Origin of the sequence: uncultured Bacteroides sp. (assembly GCF_937912035.1) — a bacterium.
Taxonomy (GTDB): domain Bacteria; phylum Bacteroidota; class Bacteroidia; order Bacteroidales; family Bacteroidaceae; genus Phocaeicola.
The window spans coordinates 43,211-63,582 of sequence record NZ_CALDPF010000054.1; the positions used below are offsets into that span (position 1 = coordinate 43,211).

The following is a 20,372-nucleotide window of genomic DNA, read 5'->3' on the forward strand; positions in this document are numbered from 1 at the left end:
AATTCATATAATAAGTAAACTATGTATAGACTTTTATTTATATTTCTGATTAGTTTTTGGATGTACCCTTTGTCTGCAATGGAGCAAAGTGTACGTGGAAAGTATAATTTCAATGCAGAGTGGCTTTTAAATATAGGTGACAATGCTGATGCAAAAGAGATTAAGTTTGATGATCGTAATTGGAAACGTGTTACTTTACCCCGTCCATTTAATGAAGATGAGGCTTTTAAACTTAGTATTGAACAATTGACAGATACTGTAGTATGGTATCGTAAGCACTTTCGTTTGCCTGCAGGTTCAAAAGGGAAGAAAGTGTTTGTAGAGTTTGAAGGAGTACGTCAGGGAGCTGACTTTTATATTAATGGAAAAACTATAGGATTACATGAAAATGGAGCAATGGCTGTAGGTTTTGATTTGACTCCTTATATTCGTTATAGTGGCGATAATGTATTGGCTGTTAGAGTTGACAATAATTGGAACTACAGAGAACGTGCGACGAATACCAAATATCAATGGAGTGATCGTAATTTTAATGCTAATTATGGTGGAATTCCTAAAAATGTATGGTTGCATGTGACAGATAAATTGTATCAGACACTTCCTTTATACAGTAATCTGAAAACAACCGGTGTTTATATATATGCAAATGATATACGTGTAAAATCAAGAAAAGCTGTTATACATGCAGAATCTGAGGTATATAATGAATACAGTCGCGCTAAAGAAGTCCTTTATCGTGCAGAGCTAATAGATCGTGACGGACAACTTCTGAAAACTTTTGAAAGTACACCAGTAGTTGTTGCTCCTGGTGAGAAAGTAGTATTGAAAGCATTTTCCGAGGTTGATAACCTTCATTTCTGGAGTTGGGGATACGGTTATTTGTATGTAGTAAGAACTAGTTTGTGGGTTGACGGCAAGAAGATAGATGAAGTCGACACTCGCACTGGTTTTCGTAAAACCCGTTTTGGGAAAGGTATGATTTGGTTGAATGACCGTGTTATTCAAGTAAAGGGCTTTGCTCAACGCACTAGTAATGAATGGCCTGGAGTAGGTATGAGTGTTCCGGCATGGCTAAGTGATTATAGTAATGGTTTGATGGTAGAAGGAAATGCTAATCTGGTACGCTGGATGCATATTACTCCTTGGAAGCAGGATATTGAATCTTGTGACCGTGTCGGTTTAATGCAGGCCATGCCTGCCGGTGATGCTGAAAAGGATAGACAGGGACGTCAGTGGGAACAACGTGTGGAACTTATGCGAGATGCTATTATATACAATAGAAATAATCCTAGTATTATTTTTTATGAGTGTGGAAATGAATCTATTAGCAGAGAGCACATGAATGAGATGAAAGCAATACGTGATCAGTATGATCCAAATGGGGGACGAGCTATCGGTTCTCGTGAGATGCTTGATATACGTGAGGCAGAGTATGGTGGTGAAATGCTATATATAAACAAAAGTAAGCATCATCCTATGTGGGCAATGGAATATTGTCGTGATGAAGGTTTACGTAAATACTGGGATGAATATTCTTATCCGTATCACAAGAATGGTGAAGGAAACGATGCTTTCCGCTCTGCTATGACTAATAAGGTTCAGAAAAAGGTAGATGCAAGAGCTTATAACCATAATCAGGACTCATTTACAATAGAAAATGTGATAAGATGGTTCGATTATTGGCGGGAACGTCCTGGTACTGGTGATCGTGTAAGTTCAGGAGGTGTCAAGATAATATTCTCAGATACTAATACTCACTATCGTGGAGTTGAAAATTATCGTCGTAGTGGCGTAACAGATCCTATGCGAATCCCTAAAGATCCGTTCTTTGCACATCAGGTAATGTGGGATGGATGGGTTGATATTGAAAATCCACGAATCCATATAATAGGCCATTGGAATTACAATGATACGGTTGTAAAACCTGTCTATGTTGTATCTAACACGGAACAGGTAGAATTGTTCTTGAATGGTAAATCTATGGGACTTGGAAGACAAACACATCGTTTTCTGTATACCTTTGACAATATAGCATTTATTCCTGGAAAGTTGGAGGCTGTTGGTTATGATGAAAATGGCAAAGAAACTTGTCGTACAGAACTTACTACATCAGGTGAGGCTGAGCAAATAAAATTGAGTGTCATACAAAATCCAAAAGGCTGGAAGGCTGATGGAGCTGATATGATATTGCTACAGGTAGAGGTGACTGATAAGGACGGTAATCGTTGTCCGTTGGCTAATAACCTTATCCATTTCGATTTGGAAGGACCTGCTGAGTGGCGTGGAGGTATTGCTCAAGGACCTGATAACTATATTTTGTCTAAAGATTTACCTGTAGAGTGTGGTATTAATCGTGCGTTGATTCGTTCACTTGTAGATTCAGGAAAGGTACATATTAAGGCTACTGCTGATGGTTTGAAACCTGCTGAGTTAGAATTGTCTACTTTGCCAGTTGAAGTAGAACATGGACTTAGCAATTATATACCTGGTGATGAGTTGGAAGGCCGCCTTACTCGTGGTGAAACACCATTATCCCCTTCTTATACTATTACCAAAGTAGATGTTGGAATCCTTTCAGCATCAGCAGGGGCAAATACTGATAAAGCCGTAAATAGTTTTGATGATAATGAATTAAGTGAATGGTCTAACGATGGACGTTTACAGACTGCTTGGATTACATATAAGATGGAGCGTAGAGCTATGGTTGATGAAATTTGTATGAAACTTACAGGTTGGCGTATGAGAAGTTATCCACTGGAAATATATGCAGGAAAAGAACTTATATGGAGTGGAGATACAGAAAAAAGTTTGGGCTACATACATCTGAATGTAAAACCTGTATTGGCAGATGAGATTACTATTCGTTTGAAAGGGGCAAGTAAAGAAGGAGATGAATTTGGACAGATTGTTGAGGTTGCTGCTCCTGCTGCAGGTGAATTGGATTTGTTTAAAGCTAAAAATGGTGATAAGACAAATCATGAATTAAGAATTGTAGAAATTGAGTTTAAGGAAAATCTGAATCAATGAATTGTAAACAACGAATATATTATGCTATAGTATTGATATTGGGGCTTTTAGCCCCAATATCTTTAATAGGACAACCCTATTTGGCCGAACATTTGAATAGAGGAATGGTAGGTATACCGGTTGATGGTGGCATGTACTTAAGTTGGAGAATGTTGTATGAAGATAAACAAAATACATTCTTTGATATTTATAGGATAGATGATAGCGGAAAAGAATTGAAGTTAAATGATAGTCCGATTAAGAATACTACTGATTTTTTTGATTCAAAGGTAGATTGGACAATAAATAACCGTTGGTCATTACGTCTGAATAATAATGAAGTGGCTAGTTGGACATTTCCAAAGAATAAGGAGCGTGTTCCTTATATATCTATTCCTATAGATAGGCCAGAAGGAGGTGAGATTGCCGGTATTTCTTATCATTATCAGGCTAATGATGCAAGTATTGGCGATTTGGATGGAGACGGTGAATATGAGATTGTATTGAAGTGGAATCCGTCTAATGCCAAGAATCCTCCTCAGCGTGGCCTCTCTGGGAATACATTTCTGGATGCGTATAAATTGAATGGACAGAAATTATGGCGTATTGATTTGGGACATAATATTCGTTCTGGGGCAGCAACAACCAATTTTTTGGTCTTTGATTTTGATATGGATGGTAAAGCTGAAATATGCTGTAAAACCGCTGATGGAACAGTTGATGGTGAGGGACATGTTTTGGGTGACAAGAATGTAGATTGGAGAACACTGGATAAGGACTCTCCAACTTATGGAAAAATAGTGAAAGGACCTGAATTCTTGACAGTTTTTGATGGAGAGACAGGGCGTGCTTTGGATTCTCATGAATATATTCCTACACGTTATCCATTGGATGGTTGGGGAGGTATTGGAGGTAATTGTGGAAATGATAATACAGGAGGACGGTCAGATCGTTTTTCAGCTTGTGTAGCTCTTTTGGATGGTAAAACCCCTTCTCCTGTTATGATTAGGGGATGGTATGGACGTACAGTTGTGGTAGCGTGGACATTCGTTGGAAAAAAGTTACGTCCATTGTGGACTTTTGATAGTGCTTGTCCCGGATATGAAGGCTATTCTGGAATGGCTAACCATGGAGTGACAGTTGCAGATTTTGATGGAGATGGGTTTGATGAAATTTGTGTGGGTGCTATGACGGTCGATCATAATGGGAACGGACTTTATACTACCGGTCTCAGACATGGTGATGCTATGCATGTAGGTAAACTTATTCCTTCTAGGAAAGGAATACAGGTTTTTGGTGTCCATGAGAATGAAGGTAATCACCCAATTGTAAAAAAGACACCTGCTTTAGCAATGTTCGATGGTGCTACCGGTCATATTATTTGGCAAGATGGTTTTGGAAAAGACGCAGGTAGAGGTGTGGCTGCAAATATTGATCCTAGATTCGATGGAGCTGAATGTTGGTGTAATTATGGAGGTTTGCGTAGGGGAGATACTGGAGAAATTATCACTTCCAAGAAACCATCTTCTTGTAATTTTAACATATATTGGGATGCCGATTCTTTGTCTGAATTACTAGATCATACTTCTATAAGTAAGTGGAATTGGATAACAGAGACTACAGATTTAGTAATGAAGGCAGAAGGTGTTGTGTCAAATAACGGAACAAAAGGTAATCCTTGTTTATCAGGAGATATTTTGGGAGATTGGCGTGAAGAAGTGATTTGGGCTGATGAGAATCAGAAAGAATTAAGAATTTATGTAACTACAGTTCAAGCCGAAAATAAACGTGTTACTTTAATGAACGATCGCCAATATAGATTGGCTATAGCTTGGCAGAATGTAGCTTATAACCAACCTCCACATACAAGTTATTGATATATTTTTATGTCTTTTGTGAACCTGAATTGTGTACATTAATGATTTTAATCTTAAAAATATTCATAATCTACAATAAATTACTACTTTTGTAGCAAACCTTAAAATATTACAGAATGTGATTTATTATTGTGTATATGTAATTACATCGTTTCTATAAGATTGTTAACCTATTTCTCATGTTGGTTAATAATTGGAGATATTGTACATTAGAATAGTTTTTTATTACATTTTTCAAGTGTAAGATATCTCTCATTTTTGTGATATTAATAAGTTGGATGAATTGTTGACAATTAATTTAAGTAAAATCATTTATATAAATTACTATGAAGTATTTTTATTGTTTATTGTTTTTTAGTATTTTAAATGTATCTTGTTTATTTTCTCAGAGGTTAAGTATAGACTTGAATGAAAACTGGAATTTCCGCTTTTCTCATCAAGTAGAAAGAACTACGCGTAGAGTGGACTTACCACATACTTGGAATACTGTTGACGCTTTGGTTGGCAAAAGAGATTACAAACGTGGTGTAGGTAATTATTATAAAACAGTTTTCATTAAGAATGAATGGAAAGGCAAACGTCTGTTTATCAGATTCAAAGGTGCTAATACTGTGACTAATCTTTTATTGAATGGAAAACATATAGGTGAACATAGAGGAGGTTATGGTGCCTTTATATTTGAACTTACTGACTTTGTGAAGTATGGTGAAAACAATAAATTGTGGGTGAGAGTCAACAATGCAGAACAACTTGATATTATGCCCCTGGTTGGAGATTTTAATATGTATGGCGGTATTTACAGAGGAGTAGAACTTATAGTGACTGACCAGTTGTGTATTTCTCCATTAGATTATGCTTCACCAGGAGTGTATCTTCATCAGGAATCGGTTAGTAAAGACAATGCAAAGATTTCAGCGGAGGTACTTTTGTCTTCCTCTAAGTTAAATACATCAGCCGATGTTTGTGTTAAAGTCTTAGACGGTAAAAAAATAGTCTTGAATGAAAATAAAGAGATAAAGATAAATAATAAAGATGAGCGTATTTTCATTCCTCTGGAAATAAAGAATCCAAGATTATGGAATGGACGTAAGGATCCGTTTATGTATGAAGTTCTGGTTGAACTGAAAGTAAATGATAAAGTCATAGATTCAGTGAAACAGCCTCTTGGACTGAGATATTATTGTACTGACCCTCAGAAAGGTTTTTTCCTTAATGGAGAGTATCTGAAACTGAAAGGAGTTTGCCGTCATCAGGACAGGGCCGAGGTAGGAAATGCGTTGCATTATTCTCACCATGAAGAAGATGTACTGATAATGCTTAATATGGGAGCAAATGCAGTGCGTCTGGCTCACTATCCTCAGGCAACAGAAGTTTATGATTTAATGGACAAACATGGAATTGTGGTTTGGGCTGAAATTCCTTTTGTCGGTCCTGGTGGATATGATGATAAAGGATTTATTGATCAGAAATCGTTCAAGGAAAACGGTAAGGAACAGCTTAGAGAACTTATCAGACAACATTATAATCATCCTTCAATATGTTTTTGGGGTATATTCAATGAATTGAAAGAACAGGGAGACAACCCTATATCATATATTAAAGAACTTAATGCTTTGGCTCATGAAGAAGATTCTACACGTCCTACAACAGCTGCAAGTAATCAAAGCGGAGATATAAATTTCCTAACAGACAATATAGCTTGGAATCGTTATGATGGATGGTATGGAGGAGATCCTAATTCTCTTGCCGTATTTCTTGATAAAACCCATGCAGCACATCCGGAAATAAAGATAGGTATTAGTGAATATGGAGCCGGAGCAAGTATTTATCATCAGCAGGATAGCTTGAAAAAGGTTTCTCCAAACAGTTGGTGGCATCCTGAAAACTGGCAGACATATTACCATAGAAAAAATTGGGAAATAATTTCCGAACGTCCGTTTGTATGGGGTAGTTTTATTTGGAATCTTTTTGATTTTGGTGCCGCACACCGTACAGAAGGTGACAGACCTGGTATTAATGACAAAGGACTAGTTACTTTCGACCGTAAAGTATTCAAGGATTCATATTTCTATTACAAAGCTAATTGGAATAAGGAAGATCCTATGATATATATAGCAGAAAAACGTAATAATAGACGGAAATCAGGGACTCAGAATATTATGGTGTTTACTACTCAAAAAGAAGTGGAATTATGGATAAACGGAGAATCTTACGGCAGAAAGGAAGCAGATAAGTATAGTACAGTTTTATGGGAAAACGTAAAACTTGTGGATGGAAATAACTTGATAAAAGTAGTTGATGTAAAGAATAAAAAACTATATGATTCCTGTGAAATTATAGTAGTTAATAATTAAAAATATGAATAAGAAGTTCTTACTTATATTTTTATCTGTTTTCTACTCTCTTAGTTGTATTTCTAAGGTATCAGTGAATCCTGTTTTTGAATCTGAAAGAGCACGTGTAATTATAACTACAGATGGCGAGGCGGATGATAGGGCTTCTATGGTACGTTTTTTGCTTTCTTCCAATGAATTTGATGTGGAAGGAATTATAAATAGCAGTTCTCAATTTCACTGGGTAGGAGGTACAGGATGGAATGCATTTCATCCTGTAGAATGGATAAAGGAATACATAGATTATTATAGTAAGATTTACGATAATCTTTTATTACATGATAAACGTTATCCTTCTCCTGAATTTTTATTGAGTAAATGGAAAATTGGAAATATAAAAGGAGATGGAGAATATCACGAAAGGACTGAAGGAGCTAAATTTATAGCGAATGTTCTTATGGAGGATAATAAGGATCCGCGTCCAATCTGGATTCAGGCATGGGGAGGATGTAATACACTTGCTTCAGCTCTGAAAATAATTCAGGAAGATTATCCGGATAAGATGAAGCATGTGGCTGCAAAAATCCGTTTGTTTTTGATTTGGGAACAGGATAAGGCATATCAGGAATATATTCGTCCTAACTGGGAACATTTTCAGATGCCGGTCATTATTTCAGATCAGTTTGATTGTATGGCTTATATTTGGTCCGAGGTATTACCATCTTCGGTACAGACTTTTTTCAAGAGAGAATGGATTACACCTAACATTTTACAAGGGCATGGTGTATTATGCGAAGCATATCCAAATAAGAAAGGAGCTTTTAATGCTGAGGGTGATACACCTGCTTTTCTTCATACTATGTCAACAGGCCTTCGTAACATGGAAAATCCGGGATATGGTGGTTGGGGTGGACGCTACGTCAAGGTAAGAAATAACGTTTGGATGGATCCACAGCCATCTTCTGAATATAAGTACCCTGATGGACAATACGGTTTTGACAATAGTTGGTCGAAAATGATGGAGCATTATAAAGATTCGGTACAAATCGTAATGCGTACGCATTATTTTAAACCATTATGGAGATGGCTTGAACAGGTACAAAAGGATTTTGCGGCCAGAGCAGATTGGTGTGTAAATGATTATGAATCAGCGAATCATCATCCTATTGTAAATCTAAATATCGAGTCTTTGGACTTGAATGCCAAAACAGGTGATAGAATTATTTTGGATGCTTCAAAAAGTGTAGATCCTGATGGTGATAATCTTAGTTATCACTGGTGGATGTATCCCGAAGCAGGAAAATATAAAGGAGATTTTTATTTTGAATCAAATGAAGTTAATACTGTTTTAGAAATTCCGCTAGATGCCCGTTCGGGAGAAACTATACATATTATATGTGAGGTGTCGGATGATGGTGTACCTTCGCTTACTAAATATAAAAGAATAATTATACATGTAATAGATTAATATTGAGACTAATATAAAGTATTGATAGCATAAAAAATTTAATATTATTAGAACAATGAAAAAGATTTCTGTATTTACACTTATTGTATGTTTATTCTTAAGTGTACCAGGTTTTGCAAAATCCAAGAAAGAGGATAATGTTAGTGACAGAGAAGCATGGTGTGAAATCATTTATAAAATGGCTGAACCTGTACTTTCAAATATGAGTAAGGGAAAACTGCAGGAGAGGATGGCTGTAGAAGTAAGTCCGAGATGGGATGGCAGAAGCAAAAAAGTAACTTATATGGAATGTTTTGGACGTTTGATGGATGGTATAGCTCCGTGGCTTGCATTACCAGATGATAATACTAAAGAAGGAAAAATGAGAAAACAGCTTCGTGAATGGGCATTAGCTTCATACGCCCATGCCGTCGATCCTGAGAGTCCAGACTATCTATTATGGAGAGGTTCGGGTCAGGCATTGGTAGATGCTGCTTTTCTTGCTGAAAGTTTCTTAAGAGGTTATGATGCCTTATGGGTTCCTTTGGATAGCATTACCAAGCAGCGTTATATAAAGGAATTTACTCAATTACGTCGTGTAAACCCGCCTTATTCTAACTGGTTATTGTTTTCTGCTACTGTAGAAACATTTTTACATAAGGCAGGGGCACAGCATGACGAGTATAGAATTGTTTCAGCTTTACGAAAGATAGATGAATGGTATGTTGGTGACGGATGGTATTCTGACGGTCCTCGTTTTGCATTCGATTATTATAATAGCTTTGTTATACAACCCATGTATGTGGATTGTCTTGAAGCGAGAAAAGATAGCAGAGGTTGGAAGGTTTCGTACGATAAGGCTGTAAAGCGTATGCAGAGATATGGTGTGGTACTTGAAAGACTGATATCGCCAGAAGGAACTTTCCCTGTATTCGGACGTTCCATTACTTATCGTACTGGTGTATTGCAGCCATTGGCAATGTTAGCATGGCAGGAAAAACTACCTTCAGAGTTATCAAACGGACAGGTCAGAGCTGCTATGACTGCTGTGATAAAGAATATGTTTAAGGATGATCGTAATTATAATAAAGAAGGATTCCTCAAACTTGGATTTAATGGTTCGCAGCCAAATATTTCAGACAGCTATACTAATAATGGTAGTCTTTATTTGGCCTCATTTGCATTCTTGCCATTAGGCTTGTCTGCTGATCATCCTTTCTGGACTTCTGAACCTGAATCATGGACTTCAAAGAAGGCTTGGGAAGGTGAAGATTTTCCTAAAGATCATGCTATGCATGAATAATTTCTGATATATACAAAATATTAGTCCCAACCGAGGATATTTTATTTCCAGGTCGGGACTAATTTATTATATATATGTTTATTATTTTTCGTTACCCCATTTCTTCATAAGGTTATCCATTTCTTTCTGTGTAATAGGTATTATTGTTCCATGGCGTGGGTGGAAATTCATCTTTACTTCGTTGTCTATTACCTTGAAGTCTTTCAGATTAGTTGATTCTGTGAATTGATATGCCCCTTTTTTATATACATCATACATTAATATATATTTATCTTCATTTATTAGTTTAAAAACACTTGAACCTTCAACAGATTCTTTTGTTTGCTGTTTATATTTCGGATCCTCTTTCCATTTTCCTGAAGTTAGAGAAGAAGTTGTTGCTATTTTAATACCATCTCCATGTCCTTCTGTTTTATAAAATAGATGGAATAATCCGTCTTTATAAATAATATCTCCGTCGATACAAGATTTCTTGTCGGATGGCATAAATAGTACCTTAGGTTCTCCTATAATGTCAGTAAAGCTGTTGTTTGCGTATGCGTAATATATTATGTCAGGTCCGTCAGCATGTTTCATAGACCAATAGATCATATATTTCTTTGCTGCAGGATCATATATTGTCTGTGGGGCCCAGACGCGCTTTAGGTTTTCTTGATTTTTGTACTTCTTCTGGATATTGATAATAGAATGTTTCCAGTTTATCAAGTCTTCTGATTTTAGCAAAACCATAGCTCGGTTTGAGTCCCAACCATTATGGCATACCATATCGGTAACTACCATATAGAATGTTTTCCCATCTTCACATCTCAGTATATGTGGATCTCTTACTCCTCCTGTCGAACTTATAATTTTGGAATCAATAACAGGCTTATTATTATTTAGAGCTGTATATGTATATCCATCCTTACTGATAGCAAAATGTATTGCTTCCTGTGAGATGTGATTACCAGTAAAATAGGTAAATAGGTATCCTGAGAAATTTTTTCCATCAGAATGGTTCTGTGCACTTGCATTTAGGAATGATAATACTGCGAATATTATCAAGATAGTTGTCTTTTTCATGTTTATCGTTTTTAGTATTAGTTATTATGAATAATATTTTTTTGCTAAGTTCGTTATAACAAATGACAGTGCAAAATGTAATATTCCTTTTTAAGTGGCAAATGTACAATTATACATATAAATATATGAAATTACATTTCCCATACTGTCTAATTTTGTTCCTTTGCAATAAAATCTAATTTATAAATATATGAAACGCTATTTTTATTCTTTATTGTTTTTGGGATTGAGCCTTGGAATTTATGCTCAGAATAAAAATAATAATATTCCCAGACCTATGCAAGATGTTAATCTTGTAGTAGATAACACCTTGGATAGTCTTAATCTTGCCAATACAGCAAGACCGATTTCTGGTTCGACTAGAAAAGGTGACAATCCTGTGTTGTTTTTAGTTGGAAACTCTACGATGAGAACAGGCACCCTAGGTAATGGTAACAACGGACAGTGGGGTTGGGGATACTATGTTCATGAGTATTTTGATTTATCAAAGATTACTGTAGAGAATCATGCTTTGGGTGGTATGAGTAGTAGAACTTTCTATAATAAGTTATGGCCTGATGTTCTTAAAGGTGTAAAAAAAGGTGATTGGGTAATTATAGAATTAGGCCATAACGACAATGGACCATACGATAGTGGAAGGGCCAGAGCTTCTATACCTGGTATAGGTAAGGAAACACTTGAGGTTACAATTAAAGAAACTGGTGTAAAGGAAACTGTATATACTTATGGAGAGTATATGCGTAAGTTTATAAAAGATGTAAAATCCAAAGGAGCTTTTCCAATTCTTATGTCGTTGACTCCTAGAAATGCATGGGAAGATAAAGATAGTACTATTATAACTAGAGTGAACAAAACATTTGGACTTTGGGCTAAGCAAGTTGCCAAAAAAGAAAAAGTTCCTTTTATTGACTTGAATGAAATCTCAGCCAAGAAGTTTGAAAAGTTTGGAAAAGAGAAAGTAAAATATATGTTCTACTTGGATAGAATTCATACAAGTGCTTTTGGTGCCAGGGTAAATGCAGAATCAGCTATTGAAGGTATAAGAACGTATAAAGGACTTAAACTTGCAAATTATCTTCTTAAACAAGAAACCGATGATAAAACAGGTGCTACTAGAAAAAAAAGTTGTCCGGTTTTGTTTACAATAGGAGATAGTACTGTGAAGAATACAGATAATGGAGACAGTATGTGGGGCTGGGGAAGTGTAATATCTGAATGGTTTGATTTGGATAAAATTTCTGTAGAGAATCATGCAATGGCAGGCAGAAGTGCCAGGACATTCCTTGATGAAGGAAGATGGGATAAAATATATAATGCTCTTCAGCCTGGTGATTTTGTTATTATTCAGTTTGGACATAATGATGCAGGCCAGATAAATACAGGTAAGGCAAGAGCTGAGTTACCTGGTTTTGGTGATGATAGTAAGGTATTTAAGATGGAAAAAACCGGAAAGTATCAGGTTATATATACTTTTGGCTGGTATTTGAGGAAGTTTGTTTTGGATGTATTGGAAAAAGGTGCTCATCCTATATTACTTAGCCATACTCCAAGAAATATGTGGGATAACGGTATGATTATAAGAAATACCGATAGCTTTGGTAATTGGACAAAACAAGCTGCGGAGAGAACAGGTGCCATTTATATCGACTTGAATAAGATAACTGCAGATAAGTTACAGGAAATAGGTTATAATTCAGGTTTGAAATATGTAAATGAATATTTCAAGAATGATCATACCCATACATCATTAAAAGGGGCAAAACTAAATGCACAGAGTATTGTGGATGGTCTTTTACAATCGGAAAGTGAATTGAAGAACTATTTGAAGAACTAAAGAACAACCTTATGAAAAGTAAAATTATAAGTTTATTTTTTTTATCACTAATTGGTTTATCTTCTTATGGACAAACTAATTATGATAATAATAAAATGATAAAAGAAAGACTAGGACGTGGACTAGTTGCACTGAGAGAGGATAGTAAAAAGGTATTTTTGTCATGGAGGTATTTGTCGACAGATAATATAGGAACTTCATTTAATGTTTACCGTGATGGTAAAATGATTGCTAATGTATCTTCCACTGAGGGTACATTTTATCAGGATAACAATAATGTAGAGAAAAATTGTGAATATAGAGTAGTGCCTGTAGTCAATGGTATAGAAAATAATGAATCAATAGGTATATATAATATAAAAGCAAATTCTTCAATAGGTTATATTGATATTCCGTTAGACAGGCCTGCTGACGGTGTTACTCCAACCGGAGAGAAGTATACATACAATGCCAATGACGCATCTATAGGTGATGTCGACGGAGATGGTGTATATGAATATATATTGAAATGGGATCCTTCGAATTCTAAGGATAATTCACAGAATGGCTACACTGGAAATGTTTTTATCGACTGTTATCGTCTGACAGGAGAGAAACTGTGGAGAATAGATTTAGGCAAAAATATAAGGGCAGGTGCACATTATACTCAGATAATGGTATATGATTTGGATGGTGACGGACGTTCTGAGGTATATATGAGAACATCTGACGGTACAATTGACGGATGCGGAAATGTAATAGGCGACAAGAATGCAGACTATCGTGTTCATGGTGACAAAAATCAGGGTAGGATTCTTACCGGTAACGAATTTCTTACTGTGTTTGATGGATTATCCGGTAAGGCTTTAAAAACAGTTGATTATATACCGGAAAGAGGAAATCTTGCTGATTGGGGTGATACATGGGCAAACAGAAGTGACAGATTTCTTGCTGCTGTGGCATATCTTGACGGTAAGAACCCCAGTGTCGTATTCTGTAGAGGTTATTACACTAGAGCTGTATTGGCAGCATACGATTGGAATGGTAAGGACTTATCTGTAAAGTGGATTTTTGACAGTAACAATACAGGTTGTGAAAAATATGCGGGTCAGGGAAATCATAATCTAAGAGTTGCTGATATTGACAAAGATGGTTGTGATGAGATTGTTTATGGTTCATGTACAATAGATCACGATGGAACAGGCTTATATTCTACAGGTATGGGACATGGTGATGCTTTGCATTTAACTCAGTTTGTTCCTGATAAAGATGCTCTTCAGGTATGGGCATGTCATGAAAATAAAAAAGACGGAGCGTCGCTAAGAGATGCAGCTACTGGTAAGGTTATTTTCCAAATGCCTGTAAAGAAGGACGTAGGAAGATGTATGGCTGCAGATATAGATCCGGAAAATTACGGTGTTGAGATGTTTGCAGGAGTTAGTAAACGTTATCAGAATGATATTCCTGAGTTTGAAAGAAAAGAAGGGGTAACTTATATCAAGCCTACTTCTGGTATTTTAAATTATAAAGGTGAAACAATAGCCGAAGACGTTCAAGGACTCTCAAATAATATGGCTGTATGGTGGGACGGTGACTTACTGAGAGAACTTTTAGATAAGAATGTTATCAGCAAATATGATTGGAAATCAAAAAAATGTAATGTGTTGAAGGTTTTTGAAGGTACAACATGGAATAACGGAACAAAATCAAATCCTTGTCTTCAGGGAGATTTTATTGGTGACTGGAGAGAAGAAGTTCTAATGAGGACATCTGATAATTCAAGTTTGAGATTGTATGTTTCTACTATACCTACAGAATATCGTTTTTATACTTTTCTTGAAGATCCTGTATATAGAATAAGTATTGCTACTCAGAATGTTGCATATAACCAGCCAACACAACCAGGTTTCTATTTTGGTCCTGATTTGAAGGGTGAATTTAGAGGGTATATTTTTAAATGATAATTTTATGTATATGTTAATCTTTGACTAGAGTTGTAATAGTAAATTTTACTTGTCCCCTTTTTCGTTTTTACTTAGTAAAAAATAATCGAAAAAGGGGATTTTATATATAATATGTGGCCAAAAAGGTGTATAAGCAATATTTTCCATGTTTTCTGTACAAAAATCCATGTCTTATGTAGCCGTTTTATATAATTTTGCATTATATGATAATTTTAATGATTTTATCACTTTTGTTTAACTAAATGTTTAATTATGAGAAACAGCAAAAAAAATCGTTTGTTTAGCCGGATATTTTTTATCCAATGGCTTTTTCTTGCTGCGCTTTTTTCTTCAGTTGCTATTAGTAGCTATGCGCAGATTAAGACTATTTCTGGTAAAATAGTTGATTCTACAGGTCAACCTGTTATTGGAGCTAGTGTATTGGTGAAAGGTACTACCATTGGTGTTATATCTGATATTGATGGTAATTTCTCTTTACAGGGAGTCGATGAGAATGCAACTATTTCTGTGAGTTTTGTTGGTTATAAAACTCAGGAAATTCCTGTTGCCGGGAAAACCCAATTTAATGTAACCTTAAAGGATGATACAGAAGTATTGGATGAAGTGGTTGTAGTTGGTTATGGTGTTCAGAAGAAATCTGATGTGACAGGTGCTTTGGTTAGTGTATCTTCTGAAGAACTTAATACTAAACCTGTGTCAAATGCATTTGAGGCTTTGCAGGGTAAAGTTGCTGGTGTAGACATTACCTCAAATCAACGTCCTGGTGAGATTGGTAGTATAAGTATACGTGGTAATCGTTCTCTAAGTGCTTCAAATTCTCCATTGTATGTAGTGGATGGAGTTCCTTTGAATTCTGGAGGTATTGAAACTATTAATCCGCGTGACATAGAATCTATTGATATTTTAAAAGATGCTTCTTCAACTGCTATTTATGGTTCTCGTGGTGCTAATGGTGTTATTCTTATCACTACAAAACGTGGTAAATCAGGTACTTTATCTTTGAATTATTCAGGTTCTGTAACTGTTGAAAACTTGGTTGATAAATCACCGGCAATGAGTGCCAGTGATTATATTACATGGCGTCGTTGGGCGTATTATAACTCAAATCCTTCAGCAAATCCTATGGGTGACCAACCTAATTATGATAAAGACCAGGATTATTTTGCTGGGGATCCAGCTGCATTGGCCAATGTCAATAGAGGTTGGGTAAATGGACAATGGGATGGCTCAAAAGTAATTGATACTGATTGGGGTGGAATGGTAACACAGACTGGTATAACTCATGAACATACATTAAGTGCTAGCGGTGGTACAGAAAATATGCAAGGTTTTTTCTCTGTAGGTTATTTGAATAATACAGGTACTCAGAAAGGTCAGGAATATGAACGTTATAATATGGCTATGTCAGTAGATATTCAAGCAAAACCGTGGTTTAAGATGGGTGGATCTGTTAATGCTGCTTGGAGTGTTCAGAATTATGGTTATTCTCGTACTGGTCAGTCTTCTAATTCAGGACCAACAGATATATACAGTGCTGCTAAGGCTTTACCTCGTTACACAGTACCTTATGATGAAGAAGGAAATTTGATAACAAATCCTGGAGGTTCAGCTGTGAATGCATATACTGTTGTTGATGAATGGACAAAATCTACTGATAACAGACAGAATTTCAGAGCATTAGGAAGCTTTTACGCTCAGATTGATTTTGGTAAAATGTGGGAACCTCTTGAAGGCTTGAGTTACAAATTTGCTTTTGGTCCTGATTTCCGTCATTACAGAAAGGGTATTTTTATTGATAGTAGTTCTGCTGTACGTGCTGGAGGTAGTAATTATGCAAGTTGGAATACTGATCGTTATTTCTCTTGGACACTTGATAACATGGTAATGTACAATAAGACTTTCAATGAGCATTCAATTGGAGTGACATTATTACAGAGTGCTTCAAAATTTAATCATGAAAGTGGTAATATGAGTGAACAAAATGTATTGATTCCTGAGTTTTTATGGAATAATATGGGATTAATTGATATTACTAATACCAAATATGCTGCTGGGATGGGTACAGGATTGTCTGAAAACCAACTAGCTTCGTATATGGCTCGTGTAAACTATTCTTTCAGAGATCGTTATCTTTTAACTGTTTCTGGTCGTTATGATGGTTCTTCTGTATTGGCAGAAGGTAACAAATGGGATTTTTTCCCATCTGCTGCTTTAGGTTGGCGTATTGACCAAGAAGCATTTATGCAGGATGTGAAGTGGGTTGATCAATTAAAACTACGTTTAGGTATGGGTACTACGGGTAATGCTGCTGTATCTGCTTATGGTACATTAGGTGTTATTGGTGCATATTGGATGCCTTTCAGTACAGGTAACAGTATGATATTTGTAACAAATGACCCTTATTATTCAAAATCATCAAATTTAATGCCAAATAAAGATCTTGGTTGGGAAAAGACTACTCAATATAACTACGGTGTTGACTTTAGTTTCTTAAAAGGTCGTATAGGTGGTAGTATGGATATTTATCATTCGAAAACTTCAGACCTTTTGATGCAGATGACAATACCTTCATTAAGTGGATATCCTGGTATGATGGCAAATGTTGGTCAGACTAAGAATTTTGGTGTAGATTTGACTTTAAATTTAGTACCTATTCGTTTGAAAGATTTTGAATGGGCTTCAGATATTAATCTTTCATATCAGAAAGATGAAATAGTAGAGTTGTCAAATGGTAAAGTCGATGATATTTCAAATGCGTGGTTTATTGGTCAGTCAATAGCAGTACATTATGGTATTGCATCTGATGGATTGTGGCAGGAAAGTGATGCAGAAGAAATGGCGAAATTTAATGCAAACGGACATAAATTTGAAATAGGTAAAGTTAAACCAATTGATCAGGATGGTAACTATAAGATAGATGAAGATGACCGTATAATTCTTGGAAACAAAAATCCTAGATGGACTATGGGGTGGACAAATACATTTAGTTATAAAGGTCTTGATTTGAGTGTAGAACTTTATGGACGATTCAAATATATGATTAGTACTGGTGGTGAAGGACAGTATGGTATGTATAACCAGCGTGAGATTGATTATTGGAGACCTGATAATACAGATGCTGAATGGCAGAAACCTATATATAGTACTGCTGGTGGGGATGAATATTCTAGTTTACTTGGATTTAAGGAAGCTTCATTTATTAAGGTACGTAACTTGTCTTTGGGATACAACTTTAGTAAGAATATTTGTGATAAGTTGAGAATAGGATCACTTAAAGTTTATGCACAAGGTAAGAATTTAGGTGATTTATTTACAACTGTTGATTTTATGGATTTGGATTTAGGAACTACATATTTTAATCGTGGATTTACATTTGGTCTGCAGATTGGTTTCTAAAGTATATATTAAACATTTAAATTAGTATTTTATGAATAACATAAAAAATCAATTGTATATAGGTGCTTTAGCACTATCGTTGGTTGCAGGTTCTACTGCTTGTACTGACGAATTTTTGAAGGAAAATTCCAATCATATGGTAACTGATGGTCTATTGGAGACAGCTGATGGCGCTTTGGCAATGGCTGCAGGTTTATATGGGAATATACGTTGGCATTTTGGATATGAATGGGCTTATGGTATTACTCTTTATGGTACAGATGAATTTACTAATGGAGCAGATTTGACAAGTGAACCGTGGAATACTTATGATACAAGATTAAATCCTCTTGACTGTACAGTAGCGACAGGGGCTGCTAATAATAACTGTCCAGGTGTATCTGCATTATGGAATCAGATGTATTATGGTATTTCTACAGCTAATTTGGTAATCTCAAAGGTCGGAAAAGTAGCTGATGAAGATAGTCGTAATAAGGCTATGGGAGAGGCTTATTTTTTAAGAGGATATAATTATTATCGTTTGTTCTCTCAATACGGTGGCGTAGTATTACAGACAGAACCTTTACAAGGTGTAGTACGCAGCTTTGAGCGTGCTAGTGCTGAAGAAACATTAAATCAAGTAATATCTGATTTTGAACAAGCCTATAGATTGCTTCCTACAAATAAATGGCGTGGTAATGGAACTTGGACACGTTATACAGCAGCTCATTTTTTGGCAAAAGCTTTATTGTATCGTCAAAGTGAGCGTTGTCAGGATTGGAATTCTAAATATCCTGCAAAAACAGATTTAGAGCGTGCAATAACGTTATGTAATGAGGTTATTAAAGCATGTCCTCTAGCTAAGGATTATAACCAGCTTTATGCAGAATGGACAGGAGTTGATTGTGCAAATGAAGGTCTTAGTGAGATTTTGATGGCTGCTGAACATAATGATGATAGCTCTACTCAAGGACGATTTGGTAATCGCTCATATAATTATTTCAATCCACAGTTCTCTAATTTTTCTGGAGGTTGGGTTCAGCGTGGTCAGTATATTGGAGGTATGGATTTTCAACGTTGCCGTCCTACAGAATATAGTTATTCTATTTTTGATAATGTGAATGATTCACGAATGTGGAAAACTTTCAAGACTGTTTTTGGATTGAATAGTATTGCTGAGGATGTTGCAAAAGTAGTAGAAAACAATGGAATTAAAGAAGATCAGGTTCCAACTTTGGGAGATTATGGAATTTTGTTTATCTTAAATAAAAAAGATGATACACACATAGACGAATCTACTTATGGTACATTTGGTCGTGGAGCAATTCCTCATACATTTGTTCATCCTGAAACTGGTAAGTGGGTACCCAATGTTTTTCCTGTATTCTTGAATGGAGAGTATGTAATGAATACTTACGGAGTTAGTGGTGATCCTTCACAGTCTAATGTTTTTTGTGGTATTAATAAAACCGAAGATGGTACTCGTACAGCAGAAAAAGGTGATGCACATCGTGATGTTATCATGGCTCGTACAGGTGAAACATATTTGGTTAAGGCTGAAGCACAAGTAAGGTTAGAAGATTATCAAGGAGCAATTGTAACAGTAAATGAACTTCGTGCTAGAGCTCAATGGAAAGAAGGTGAAGACCGTGAGTTTTATACAGATGGATCAATGGCTTTTGCGGAAAATACTACGGCAAATGCAACATTGGGAAAATGTAAGGATGCAACAGGACGTAAATTAACTAATTCTGAGGCACATGAGGTATCATTCATACAGAAAAACACATATTATTTATCAACAGGCATTGAGCGTACAACTGCGGCCTCTAATCTTCAAATTGCTGATTATCATAACCTTCCTGCTGAAGATGAGGTAATCTTATCAGCTTTAGGTTGTAGGACAGATAAAGAACGTATGATAAATTTTATTTTAAATGAACGTACACGTGAATTATTGGGTGAATGGAATCGTTGGGAAGAACTGAGTCGTACAGGTATGTTAATTAAACGTGCTAAAATGTTTAATCCAGAGGCTCAGGCTATAACTGAGGGTAAACATGAACTTCGTCCTATTCCTCAAACATTCTTGGATGGGTTACAACATGAAGATGGTACGAATTATTCTGATGCTGAAAAAGCAGCAATGCAAAATCCTGGATATTGATTTATTTCATTATGATTAGTTAAAA

At 35.8% G+C, this 20,372-nt stretch carries 9 protein-coding genes and 1 pseudogene; 9 read left to right on the top strand and 1 reads right to left on the bottom strand.

Annotated features, from left to right (window positions below):
• Positions 1-21 precede the first annotated feature (21 nt).
• The 5 genes from Q0486_RS14905 (at position 22) to Q0486_RS14925 (ending at position 9,966) form a co-directional block, all read left to right on the top strand.
• Positions 22-3,027, top strand: a complete 3,006-nt coding sequence (locus tag Q0486_RS14905; RefSeq protein ID WP_299235091.1) for a DUF4982 domain-containing protein — start codon at positions 22-24, stop codon at positions 3,025-3,027.
• Entirely contained in the window at positions 3,024-4,883 is a 1,860-nt protein-coding gene (locus tag Q0486_RS14910; protein ID WP_299235094.1) for a rhamnogalacturonan lyase, read from the top strand. Before Q0486_RS14905 ends, Q0486_RS14910 begins: the two co-directional genes overlap by 4 nt.
• Before the next feature lie 326 nt (positions 4,884-5,209).
• A complete protein-coding gene (locus Q0486_RS14915; RefSeq protein WP_299235097.1) occupies positions 5,210-7,237 on the top strand; it encodes a glycoside hydrolase family 2 TIM barrel-domain containing protein in 2,028 nt (675 codons plus the stop codon).
• 4 nt (positions 7,238-7,241) lie between these two features.
• Positions 7,242-8,684 (top strand): nucleoside hydrolase-like domain-containing protein, encoded by a 1,443-nt coding sequence (locus Q0486_RS14920; protein WP_299235099.1) that lies wholly within the window; start codon positions 7,242-7,244, stop codon positions 8,682-8,684.
• Positions 8,685-8,739: 55 nt separating this feature from the next.
• The gene (locus Q0486_RS14925) at positions 8,740-9,966 is read left to right on the top strand and encodes a DUF2264 domain-containing protein (protein WP_299235102.1); all 1,227 of its coding nucleotides are present in this window, start codon (positions 8,740-8,742) and stop codon (positions 9,964-9,966) included.
• A gap of 84 nt (positions 9,967-10,050) precedes the next feature.
• On the opposite strand, the pseudogene Q0486_RS14930 reads toward Q0486_RS14925, so the two are convergent.
• Positions 10,051-11,028: pseudogene (locus Q0486_RS14930) on the bottom strand (glycoside hydrolase family 43 protein); the annotation flags it as partial.
• A gap of 190 nt (positions 11,029-11,218) precedes the next feature.
• Here Q0486_RS14930 and Q0486_RS14935 point away from each other — a divergent pair.
• The 4 genes from Q0486_RS14935 (at position 11,219) to Q0486_RS14950 (ending at position 20,347) form a co-directional block, all read left to right on the top strand.
• On the top strand, positions 11,219-12,862 hold the full coding sequence (locus Q0486_RS14935) for a rhamnogalacturonan acetylesterase (RefSeq protein WP_299235104.1): 1,644 nt from the start codon (positions 11,219-11,221) through the stop codon (positions 12,860-12,862).
• A gap of 95 nt (positions 12,863-12,957) precedes the next feature.
• On the top strand, positions 12,958-14,802 hold the full coding sequence (locus Q0486_RS14940; RefSeq protein WP_299235106.1) for a rhamnogalacturonan lyase: 1,845 nt from the start codon (positions 12,958-12,960) through the stop codon (positions 14,800-14,802).
• Between the two features lie 255 nt (positions 14,803-15,057).
• Complete coding sequence (locus tag Q0486_RS14945) at positions 15,058-18,201, top strand: TonB-dependent receptor (RefSeq protein WP_299235109.1); 3,144 nt, start codon at positions 15,058-15,060, stop codon at positions 18,199-18,201.
• Positions 18,202-18,232: 31 nt separating this feature from the next.
• Positions 18,233-20,347, top strand: coding sequence for a RagB/SusD family nutrient uptake outer membrane protein (locus tag Q0486_RS14950; RefSeq protein WP_299235114.1), 2,115 nt, complete (start codon positions 18,233-18,235; stop codon positions 20,345-20,347).
• Positions 20,348-20,372 lie beyond the last annotated feature (25 nt).